At 42.9% G+C, this 8,745-nt stretch carries 7 protein-coding genes and 1 pseudogene; 1 reads left to right on the top strand and 7 read right to left on the bottom strand.

Features of this window, described 5'->3' with window-relative positions; genetic code table 11:
• Positions 1-50: 50 nt before the first annotated feature.
• Positions 51-1,301, bottom strand: a complete 1,251-nt coding sequence (locus tag IQ246_RS17370) for a murein transglycosylase A (protein WP_194004599.1) — start codon at positions 1,299-1,301, stop codon at positions 51-53.
• A gap of 3 nt (positions 1,302-1,304) precedes the next feature.
• Entirely contained in the window at positions 1,305-1,559 is a 255-nt protein-coding gene (locus tag IQ246_RS17365; RefSeq protein WP_194004596.1) for a hypothetical protein, read from the bottom strand.
• A 599-nt stretch (positions 1,560-2,158) separates the two neighbouring features.
• Here IQ246_RS17365 and IQ246_RS17360 point away from each other — a divergent pair.
• The gene (locus IQ246_RS17360) at positions 2,159-3,001 is read left to right on the top strand and encodes a phosphate/phosphite/phosphonate ABC transporter substrate-binding protein (RefSeq protein WP_194004595.1); all 843 of its coding nucleotides are present in this window, start codon (positions 2,159-2,161) and stop codon (positions 2,999-3,001) included.
• A 157-nt stretch (positions 3,002-3,158) separates the two neighbouring features.
• Here IQ246_RS17360 and IQ246_RS17355 read toward each other — a convergent pair whose 3' ends face one another.
• From IQ246_RS17355 to IQ246_RS17335, 5 genes and pseudogenes are all read right to left on the bottom strand, one after another.
• Positions 3,159-5,213, bottom strand: a complete 2,055-nt coding sequence (locus IQ246_RS17355; RefSeq protein WP_194004594.1) for a family 10 glycosylhydrolase — start codon at positions 5,211-5,213, stop codon at positions 3,159-3,161.
• Between the two features lie 177 nt (positions 5,214-5,390).
• Positions 5,391-5,591, bottom strand: a complete 201-nt coding sequence (locus tag IQ246_RS17350; protein ID WP_194004593.1) for a hypothetical protein — start codon at positions 5,589-5,591, stop codon at positions 5,391-5,393.
• Positions 5,592-5,716: 125 nt separating this feature from the next.
• Positions 5,717-6,340: a Uma2 family endonuclease gene (locus IQ246_RS17345; protein ID WP_194004592.1), complete on the bottom strand. Its 624-nt coding sequence runs from the start codon at positions 6,338-6,340 to the stop codon at positions 5,717-5,719.
• Positions 6,341-6,413: 73 nt separating this feature from the next.
• Positions 6,414-6,485: pseudogene (locus IQ246_RS30955) on the bottom strand (GUN4 domain-containing protein); the annotation flags it as partial.
• Positions 6,486-6,822: 337 nt separating this feature from the next.
• Positions 6,823-8,712: a choice-of-anchor Q domain-containing protein gene (locus IQ246_RS17335; RefSeq protein ID WP_194004591.1), complete on the bottom strand. Its 1,890-nt coding sequence runs from the start codon at positions 8,710-8,712 to the stop codon at positions 6,823-6,825.
• Positions 8,713-8,745: the final 33 nt, after the last annotated feature.

Below are 8,745 nucleotides of genomic sequence, written 5' to 3'. Positions count from 1 at the left end.
CCCATACCCCATGCCCCATGCCCAATGCCCCATGCCCCATACCCCATACCCTATTCCCTGAGCAGTAAATAATATAGTGAACCATTACCGCCTGTGACACCAGCGCGATCGCCTGCCAGTTTACCAGACCCCATAAAGTAATCGACTCTTCCTGGCCCTTTAATAGCGCTTCCTGTGTCCTGATCTAGTACAAAACGGCTCACAGTACGATACTCTAGCCTTCCAGCTCTGGCGGGATAGGGAAATGAGTTGTAAATTAGCGCTAGTGCTCCCGGAGGCATGAGAGCCTTATCTGTAGCAATCGAACGCTCTGGTGTTACTGGTACATGAATGCTACCAGTAGCTGGTCTACCGTTTGTTTCCTGAAAGAAGATAAAGCGTTCCCAGCGTGGTAGATAATTATTCAATTCTTGGGGCTGTCTTTGGAAGTAACTAATCAGTCGCGGTAATGTCAATCCTTCCAGAGGAAGTTTACCATCTTTGGCCAGTTCTTTGCCGATGCTAGTCCAGGGATAATCTGTTCCACCTGCATAGCCAACGGATGTTTTTGTACCATTAGTTAAGTTAATTTGAGCAGAACCTTGAATGTGTACCATGTATGCATCCAAGCGATCGCGGAACCAAAGCATTTCTAAACCACGCAATTGGCTTTTATTCCCTAGTAAACCATCCTTACCTTCGAGATCAATTCGTTTTGGGTGGGGTTTAGCCCATTGGTTAAAGTCTGGTGGTAGCCGATAAAGGGGATACTTATATGCGGAGGTTTTGACTCGGCTAGCAGTATAAATAGGCTCGTAATAAGCAGTGAATTTAACAGTACCCTTGCCATCGTTGCCCACAGATTGGTAAAAGACAAACTCTCGACGGACAGAGGCTTGTAGTTGCGCTGTTGACTTAGAGCTAACAACTAGTTGGCGGAAACGTAGTAAACTCCGACGGACGCGATCAAGTGTAATCTCTTTAATGGGATAATTTTGATATGCTGCGATCGCCTCATTTTTGGCCAAATAACCCAGACTGTTGTCAATGGAAGCTAATAGCGCTTTGCGATCGCCCCCTTTACCTCTTTGACCCAAAATTTGCTCGTCCCAACCCAAACAAGCATACCGGGGCGCACAGCTTCTTAGGGCGATTGGTTCTAGTGGCGGTATTTGAGGAGTTGGTGCTGGCGGTAGCAGTATCTCAGGAGTAGTCGGTACTGGCAAAGGCAGTAAGTTAGGAACCTGAGCAACAACTGACCAGAGTGGATTTACAAGGGCAATTCCCAAACTCAAGGAAAGCAAAGCAAGGGTTTTTCTCATCATTTAGTTGAATCTTTCAACACTAGAACTAAAAACGGGTTCTACCCGGATTGCCACAATCCGAGATGGGCGTACTACCATATACTCCCCTTGAATATTCTTAATCGGCACGCTAATAAAGTCATGAGAGGCAGACTTGGGCACCAGTTCGCTACTATACCACTTCTGAAATTCTTGAATAGTAGAAAAACGTACTTCTTCCCTGTGACCGCTTTCCAGTAGGAGGTATACGGCATATTCATTTGGAGTTCTAGGCATCAGGTTGAATCATTTAAAATACATTCAACCTATTGTTAACCACGTAACCCCCGAATGAAAAGGGTAAGCATACGGGAGCAGGGGAAGCACTTCACCAGAAGCGTGAGAGTTTGAACTTTAGTAATCCATCACTCCTAACTCTTAACTTTCACTGTAGACGGTCAGTGTTTTAACCAGTTCCCAATGATTTATTCAAAAAAATTTCATCACATCAGCTAGCAACTGCTTTATTCTGTCATCACTAGTAGTTCACCACAGAAACCTTGCAAGTTTTGTAGTGAGTGCTTGAGCGCTTAATTCAGCAATAAAGTGCTGACAACGAACTTGGTAGACGATTCATCCCACAAATTAGTTGGAAGTGTTACATTTTTATAAGCTAAATTTTTATTGATTATAATATAATGTTATATATTAACATTTTCTAATTCAAGTGGGAATTTAAGTTTGGGTAATATCATCTATATATGTATGTAAAAAAGCAGTTAATTAACACTTAAATAATATTAATTTTTTGCTGTAAACTAACCAGTTTGGGTAGCAGCTAAGCTTATTGAAGTTATTCCTGAGAACACAATTATTTCCTTAACCATAATTTAGTGATGCTTTTGCGATTTTCACGTCGTTTATTTCTTTTACAACTATTAAGTTTAACAGTTGCTGGATGCCAATCAAAACCAACCTTTGAGAGCACGTTAACAATTGGTGTTATCAACTATAGTGGGGATGAGCAGATTATTAACCAATATGCTAAGTTTGATAGTTATTTGGGTGAAAAAACAAAAGCATATATTCAGCTAGAACCTACTTTCAATGAAAATAGAGCGATTGAGCGTCTTGAGGCTCGTGCTTGGTCATTGGTATTTGCGCCACCAGGGTTAGCGGCTATTGCGATCGCTCGATACCAATATGTTCCACTTTTTCCCTTACTAGGTATTAGTAATTTACGCTCAATCTTGGTTGTTCGTAAAGACAACCCCATTAAAGATTTAAAACAGCTACAGGGTCAAACAGTTGCTTTAGGTCAACCAGGTTCAGCAACAGGATATTATTTGCCGCTTTTCAATCTTTATGGTTTGACGTTAGCTGAAGTACTGTTTGCACCCACACCCAAAACAGTTCTAGAATTTGTGACTCAAGGAAAGGCAACTGCTGGGGCTGTTTCGATCGCAGAATTTAACGAGACACCTCAGACCGATTTACGCGTACTCTATACAGACCCTCATTATATTCCATCTGGTGTGGTGTTAATTGGGCCTAATGTCGAACGTAACCGCCAAGAGTATATCCGCCAAGTCATGAGTGAGTTTCCCTCACTTTTGGCTGAAGAAATAGGGTATATACCTAATGGGAAAGTCCCGGATTATCGGCACATGATTACTGTAGTTGAGCGAGTGAAATTAATTGGTTCTCAGTTACAAAACAAGCCTGCACGTTTATTTTGAATTGATGTATGGCAGTTATTTTTAATAGCAGCCTATAATAAGATGCCCAAATATTATAACTTTTAGCTCATCTGCATCGCCGTCTGAAAAAGAAGCGATCGCATTCATACTACATCACAAAAGCATAACAGCGATCGCACTCATAAAGTATATTCTCTCAACTCACTGAAATCACCACGCCCGCACTCTCATTGGCTAACCTATCCACCGCGCATACAGCGTAAGTTCCCGGTTGGACAGTAGCAAAGGTTGTGCCAGCCGATAAAACTCGTTGAATCGTCCAAGTATCTCCACTTTGCCGATAAAGCGTCCAGGAACGAATTGGCTGATTATCTCCAGGTTGCCAACTTAGTTTGCGGTTGTTGACTTGTAGTCCTGTGGGAGGGGGTGGTGGTGGTGTATTTTGCCAAGACAAAGTTGGAGGTAGCGCAGGTTTGTTATAAAGCAGACTTTGGAATTTATCAGCAATGCCTTGACTATTTTCTGTCAAAACACCGAGATTAAAAAAGATATTCCCCAGTGACAACTGTCCAGCTTGGCTACGACTAATTTTCACCTGCTTTTCAATCTCATCACTCTCTCGACTCTTGTTACTTGGTTCTGTGAGATTATTACCAGCGTAAACGTGTCTTTGCTTTGTGTTTACCTGTGTCCACCACTTGAGCAACGCAGAATAACTTTGTTGTGTTTGGTCAGTACGCCAGTAAAGTTGAGGAGCAATATAATCAATCCAGCCTTGTTCTAACCATTTCTTCGAGTCGGCATACAAGACACTGTAAGCATCTAACCCAGTAATCCCAGGGGGTTGTCCAGGGCGATAAATACCAAAGGGACTAATACCAAATTTAACGTGGGGTTTAGTTGTTTTAATCCCCTGCCAGAGGCGTTGTACCATTTTGTTAACATTGTCCCGTCGCCAGTCGCCGATATTGAGTGTACCACCAGCTGCTTTATATGCAGCGTAGGTTTGGTCATCGGGAAAAGATTTTCCCTCGATGGGATATGGATAGAAATAATCATCTAAGTGAATGCCATCAACATCGTAGCGCTTCACTACATCCAGAATCACGTTGTATGATCTGTCTTGAACGATTTTCGCTCCTGGTTCCATCCACAACTGATTACCCCATTGGTACACAACTTCTGGATTAGTTATGGCTATGTGAGGGCGGACATTAGGCGAACCTTTGATGCTAGTCTTGGCGCGGTAGGGGTTAAACCAAGCATGAAGTTCAATGTTGCGTTTGTGGCATTCAGCGATCGCCAACTCCAACGGATCATAAAATGGTTCTGGTGCTTTACCTTGAGTTCCCGTTATCCAAGCACTCCAAGGTTCTAATTGGGAAGCATATAAAGCATCGCCCTCCGGTCGCACCTGAAAGATGAGAGCATTAAAGTTTAGTGCTTGTAATTTAGTGATAATCTCAGTGAGTTCAGCTTTTTGTTCGGCAACAGTTAGTCCTGCTTTAGAAGGCCAATTACTATTCCACACAGCTGCTACCCACGCTCCTCGGAACTCCCGGCTATGATTTACTCTGACACTACCAAGAGGTATGGGTGTGGGTGTTGGTGTTGGTGTGCTTGGTGTTGGTGTGACTATTGGTGGCACTATTAAATAAACAGAGGCAATTTTTTCTGCCTCACCCAAATAAACTAAAGCTTGATAAATAATAACTGCCACATCGCTGCGGGTGGCTGCGAGATTGGGATTAAGTAATTTAATATTTGGGAAATTAGCCACTAGTCCAGCACTAGTTGCAATAGCTATCTGATTTCTGCCATACTCTGGAATCTGAGCTGCATCTTGATAAATTTGTGGCAGTGCTGACAAGAGGTTAGGTTTGATCTTCGTAGCAATTCCCAACCCTGATACTAGAGAAACTAAAACTTCTATCCTTGTAATCCGGTTATTTGGACGGAAAGTTTTATCAGGAAATCCGCTAATAAATCCTTTTTCGTAAGCTGTTTGAATAGCCGCTGCCGCCCAATGATTGGTAGGAACATCGCCAAAGGAAATATACTCTCGCTTTTGAGTAACTGTAGGAAATGCGTTAGTAAGGATAGCAGCAAACTCAGCGCGGGTGAGTGAGTTATCTGGACGAAAAATTCCATTAGGATACCCATTCAAAATTCGACGCCCTACTAAGGCTTCAATGAATCGGCGTGTCCAATGGTTTTGAATATCTGAGAAAGAAGTAGAAGTAGATACCATTGTCGATTGCAGCTAGCTGCCCTTGATTTTGATTTCCAATGATAATCTAGCAATATGAGTGCGATCGCTGCTGAAATATCCTGTAAACTTTCACTATTAAAGCTTCGCTATTTCTACCATCTCAGGACTTACGCAAGGGTGATATTTTTAACGCTAGAGGTTGTCCAGAGTCAAAGGTCAAAAGTCCAAAAAACCTTGATTCTTGAACGCCACTTGCTTTAAGTCGGCAGAGCCGCAAGGGCGCAGTGGCTCCCCTTGACCCTTGACCCTTGACCCTTGACCCTTGACTCTTATACCAGAAGCCTTGTGTGCCAGTTGCGTAAGTCCTACATCTGTAGAATAACCAGGATAAATCCATCTAAGAATTTGATTTGGCAAAACTCTGCGTTACTTCGCGTTGACTCCGCGTCCCTCTGCGTTGAAAAAGTAGTATTTGGAAACCCAGAGAAGCGCAAAGATTCAATCGAAGGCTATTTTTCGCTGCGAAATTGTGAAATCATCTACTAAGTTGTAAAACTGCCAGCTTGAAAAATCTGTTCTGCGGTTAAATTCAATTCTGCAAAAGTGGGTGATTCAATGTAATCACCGCGTCGGAACTGGCTGACTTGGTACTCACCTTCTACCAAACTGTAAATCGATATAGTTGGTTCTTTAGGATTGCCAATGAATCGTCTACCGCCTAAAGCTGCATAATCTATAATCCAGTATTCTGGAATGCCTACTGCTTCATAGTCAGCGGCTTTTTTTAAATAGTCATCTCTCCAGTTGGTACTTACCACCTCAACAACCAATGCAATCGATGCTCCTTGACTAACTGTAGATGATTTTTTCCACAGAGGTTCATTTCCTAAATTGGGACGATTCAACAACAGCACATCTGGTGAGTAAGCTGACTCGCCCTCCAATGGTTTGACAAATGCTGTTTTTGGTATGAAATAAGGTAGCTTTAAACGCTTGTATTCCATAACAATTTCTTCAACTAGAAATCCAATAATGCCTTCATGATCGCCTGTTGGTGGGGGCATTTCAACAATTACTCCGTCATGTAGTTCATATCGGCGTTGTGTATCTGGATACCAACCAACAAATTCTTCAAACGTAACTATTTTATGTAAAGCCTGAGCCATAATTTAGTTCCTCAAAGCAAAACTGAATATATGCAGATGAGCCAAAATTACTTTGTCGAGAACTGACACCATCCTAGATACGTTTTTGCACACTAAATTTAAGGTGCTCATTGCTGTATTTTACCCAAAGTTGGTCGATAGTGAGAAGCTTAGTTGCATTTTCGCTTGTAGTTCCTCGTGATTATCCTCAAGTAAGAAGAGAAACCAGAGCATTGTTTTGGGAGCAGGCAAGATTAAACAAAAGATGCGTTAATTTTTGTAGGTCGATGCGATCGCATTGTCAGTCGATACATGGGAAAGACGATTTCTCCCCATACTCAACGCAGAGTTCGAGGAGAAATTGCCACAACCTGTTAAATCAGTGAACAATTACCAAGATTTCAGGCAAAAATTGAAGCCCGGATTGAAACAGACCACTTATGATTCGTGGGAGACTTGAATTTCTGAGTGAAAAACTGATAACTGTTAAAAGTGGTCAAACCCTAAAACACGAAGCTGTCGCTATTCAAGGTGCCTGTATTGGTTGTGTTGACCGTGAGGAAAGATTTGAAACTACTATCGTCATTGGGGCCATCAGCATCAATTTGCACTGCGAAGTTTTTGGCACTACTACCTTGGGTAACTTTCACATAGCCATCAGCTATTGCGTTGCCAGTGTAATTTTTATCCAATAGCTCGTCAAGCAATTCTGTAAGGACTATTTTGTCTTTGCCGATTTGGAAATCAGTAATTGTATCACCGCGATGAGTAATGTTACTGTAGACAAACTGGTCATTACCGTTACCACCTGTGAGTTTATCGGCACCTGGCGAGCTAAGGATGCGATCGCTGTTGGCAGTACCAGTTAGGACATCATTAGCTGAACTACCACCCAGTGTGGCTGTACCTTTATTCGTACCGCTAAATTCATACGCCCCAATATCAGGGTCGCCATTACGGCTAAATCCGCGTTGATCGCTTCCTGGTGCGCCCGAAACACCTGCATCAATAGCAGGACTACCCGCCAGCAGCGGATGCACTAAGACACCGTTAATGTTTTGCAGAGAACCAAGTTTGGGATCAGCAACTAGAGAATTGGCAGTTACTTTAGAGTTCTTGCTATTCTGCGGCCCTGGAAACTCGATATTCCCGCCACCATCACCTAATTGGAACGAAGTTTGCTGACCAGTTCCAGAGAGATCGTTTGCTGTATTGTTGGCAATGATTGAATTGGTGAGTTTCACGGGTTGACCACCGACAACCCAAAACGCTCCTCCGTTCTTTTGGGCGTAGTTTTTGAAGAAAGTAGAGTTTTTGATGTTGAGTTCGGCATCTGCGCTCGGATTGATGGCTATTGCACCACCTAGACCTTTGTCGGTAGTTGCTTCGTTTCCAGAAAAGGTAACGTTTTCGAGGTTAATAACCGCATTTTTTGAGGTTGTATCGCCATCTAACCACAATCCACCACCTTGTCCTTCGGAAGTGTTGTTGGCAAAGGTGACATTGCGAACTGTTACATTCCCATTGAGTCTTGCTCCTCCTCCTTGGGCAATGCCTTTGTAATTGGCATTGGCCTTATTGCCGATAATTTGGGTGTTTTCAACAATTGTTTTATCTTTACCGTAGCCATACAGAAAAAGTGCTCCGCCTGCACCAGTACCCTCATTTCCCTCAAATCGACTTCCGCTGACTTTAATTGTGCCACCTGACGCTGATGCGCTCGCCCTTGGGCCGCCAATACTAGCGCCATCTGCGAAAATGCCTGCGGCTCCATCTTTTGAGTTGTTGTCGAGGAAAACTGAATTTTCTACAGTCAATGGCCCTAGTTGGGTATAAATTGCCCCACCTGTTTGACCACGGTTGTTGGTAAATTTACTACCTTTGACAGTTAGTGAGCCATTATTATCATTAGCGATCGCACCTGCACTAAAACCATTTTTGGTAATCGTACCATCGTTGTTGTCGAAGGTGCTGTCAATCACTGTGGCATCACTACGAAAACCAACGTGAATTGCTCCACCTTGACCACCAACATTGTTTTTGAACTGAACATTGTCCACCGTTAGTTCACTGTAGGAACTGACTCTAACTGCACCGCCTTTTCCTGTGTTGTATCCATCGGTAAGAGTCAAATTTTTCAGAGTGACATCAGTTCCGTATGCTGTGAAGAAAACTCGGCTTTTATCATTGCCACTGATGGTTAGGTTATCAGCCTTAGCACCATCGATTGTGATATCACTTTTAACTGATAATTCACCACTGGTGAGCTTAATCGTTTTATTCGCCAGTTCCGGTGCAAATGCGATTACGTCCCCATTTTCAGCTTGGGCGAGCGCATCTCTTAACGAACCAGCACCCTTATCGTTGGCGTTTTCGACGATGATAGTAGACATTCAAGAATTCCTCTAAATTGTGCTTGGTCAACT

It is taken from the genome of aff. Roholtiella sp. LEGE 12411, from assembly GCF_015206995.1.
Lineage (GTDB): Bacteria > Cyanobacteriota > Cyanobacteriia > Cyanobacteriales > Nostocaceae > Komarekiella.
The sequence above is the reverse complement of the archived record's forward strand: the minus strand, read 5'-3'. Positions and strand labels throughout refer to the sequence as shown.

Bases quoted from the DNA above. Each gene is read 5' to 3' on its own strand.
- IQ246_RS17370 (WP_194004599.1), bottom strand. From the start codon at position 1,301: ATGAGAAAAACCCTTGCTTTGCTTTCCTTGAGTTTGGGAATTGCCCTT.
- IQ246_RS17365 (WP_194004596.1), bottom strand. From the start codon at position 1,559: ATGCCTAGAACTCCAAATGAATATGCCGTATACCTCCTACTGGAAAGC.
- IQ246_RS17360 (WP_194004595.1), top strand. From the start codon at position 2,159: ATGCTTTTGCGATTTTCACGTCGTTTATTTCTTTTACAACTATTAAGT.
- IQ246_RS17355 (WP_194004594.1), bottom strand. From the start codon at position 5,213: ATGGTATCTACTTCTACTTCTTTCTCAGATATTCAAAACCATTGGACA.
- IQ246_RS17345 (WP_194004592.1), bottom strand. From the start codon at position 6,340: ATGGCTCAGGCTTTACATAAAATAGTTACGTTTGAAGAATTTGTTGGT.
- IQ246_RS17335 (WP_194004591.1), bottom strand. From the start codon at position 8,712: ATGTCTACTATCATCGTCGAAAACGCCAACGATAAGGGTGCTGGTTCG.